This is a genomic window from Aeromonas sp. 1HA1, assembly GCF_029237385.1.
Taxonomy (GTDB): Bacteria; Pseudomonadota; Gammaproteobacteria; order Enterobacterales; family Aeromonadaceae; genus Aeromonas; species Aeromonas popoffii.
Window position 1 is genome coordinate 1 of record NZ_JAACGC010000154.1, and the last position, 1,825, is coordinate 1,825.

The following is a 1,825-nucleotide window of genomic DNA, read 5'->3' on the forward strand; positions in this document are numbered from 1 at the left end:
GCACGATGAAGAGCAAAAGTTAGCATGATCGTTACCATGTTCGGGAGTCACATAGGAGATCAGATCCTGGAAATCGGGAAAAGTGCCAATCAGTTCACAATATTTGTGTATAAGAGTCAGGCGTAGCGCTGCTCTTGACTAGAGAGGTCACCGTTGAGGAATACGCCATGACTATTGCCCGTTCACGTCAAATCAGCTTGCAGGATACGCCTTACTACCACGTGGTCAGCCGCTGTGTGCGGCGAGCCTTCCTGTGTGGTGACGATGCCCATTCTGGCCAGAGTTACGAACATCGGCGCCAGTGGGTGGTCGACAAGTTGGGGCAACTGTCACGGCTGTTTGCTATCGGTGTTTGTGCCTATGCGGTGATGAGCAATCACTATCATTTGGTGCTCAAGGTGGAGCCAGATACCGCGGCCAACTGGAGTGAGCGGGAGGTGGCTGAGCGCTGGGCGGCTCTTTTCCTGTGGCGGAGATTGGATTTGACCCCATAGGTCCAGACACTTTTTCCCGCTTAGGGTTGTGATACCCGACTGCGCAGAAATTCCCGGGGTGAACGGTATCCCAAGGCGCTGTGCGGGTGGTGCTCGTTATAATGCTCAAACGCGATGGCCAAATTGCCTACCGCTGTTCGGCTATCTGGTTTCGGCATCATCTCGATATAGTCTCGCTTCATCGTCTTCACGAAGCTCTCCGCTATACCGTTGCTCTGTGGGCTTCTCACCGCCGTCGTTCTGGGCTCCAACCCGATTTCTCGTGCAAACGCGCGGGTCTCATGGGCTCGATACGCCGAACCATTATCTGTCAGCCATTCTACCGGTGATGCCGGCAACGCATCCCCGAAGCGACGTTCGACAGATCTCAGCATGACATCTTGTACTGTGTCACTGTCGTAACCCCCGGTACTGGCCGCCCAGTCCAACGCCTCCCTATCGCAGCAGTCCATGGCGAACGTGACACGTAGTTTTTCACCGTTATCACAGCGAAATTCAAAGCCATCCGAGCACCAACGTCGATTGCTCTCTTTGACGGCAACACGCCCCTTATGTGCCTGCTGGGCCAACGGTGCCGCCGGTTTTCTTTCCAGCAGCAGGCCATGATCGCGCATAACGCGATGTACCCGCTTAGCGTTTACTACAGGCAGTCGTGTTGCCTCTGACTGACGCCGTAACAGCGCCCAGACCCGGCGATAGCCATAGGAGGGAAGCTCTGCCATCGCCTCCATGATACGGCCAAGTAAGGCTGCATCATCACGCTGGCGATGATGACGACCATCTTGCCAACCCGGTTTTCGATGAACACGAACGGATAGTTGCGCACGCGATACATTAAGAGCCTGGCTCACTGCACTTAATCGTCGTCCCCCGGCAACAAGGGCGCATGCGCAATCCATTTTTTTGCTCGGCCATACTCCACGGCTTCTTTGAGGATCTCGTTCTCCATGGTCTTCTTCCCGAGCAGACGCTGGAGCTCTCGGATCTGCTTGATAGCCGCAGCCAACTCGGAAGCAGGGACAACATCCTCACCTGCGGTGATCGCTGTGAGAGAGCCCTCCTGGAATTGTTTGCGCCATTTGAAAAGCTGGTTGGCGTTGACGTCGTGCAAGCGAGCAACATGAGAGACGGTCATCCCGGGCTCAAAGGTCTGCTGCACGATGGCGATCTTTTCTTGTGGAGTCCGGCGTCGACGGCGCTCGACCCCTGTTAACATAGATGGTCGCCCCGGTTTGCCAAGCCCTCAATCCATGAAAGTGAGTCAGGTGGAGATTGCAGCCATAGATCCGGATTTCGATCGAGGCTACTGCCTCTATCCCTGATGGAATTCG

Annotated in this window: 1 protein-coding gene and 1 pseudogene; one reads left to right on the forward strand and one right to left on the reverse strand. The window is 55.3% G+C overall.

The genetic code is table 11. The features are described 5' to 3' along the window. Nucleotides 1–167: 167 nt before the first annotated feature. Nucleotides 168–464 (forward strand): annotated as a pseudogene (locus GWQ22_RS21275) (alpha-amylase family glycosyl hydrolase); the annotation flags it as partial. 50 nt (nt 465–514) lie between these two features. On the opposite strand, the gene GWQ22_RS21280 reads toward GWQ22_RS21275, so the two are convergent. Next, nucleotides 515–1,710, reverse strand: a protein-coding gene (locus tag GWQ22_RS21280) for an IS3 family transposase (protein ID WP_275931602.1) whose coding sequence is annotated in 2 segments (ribosomal slippage) — nt 515–1,401 and nt 1,401–1,710 — 1,197 coding nt in all. Because the reading frame shifts where the segments join, the coding sequence is not laid out codon by codon here. Nucleotides 1,711–1,825 lie beyond the last annotated feature (115 nt).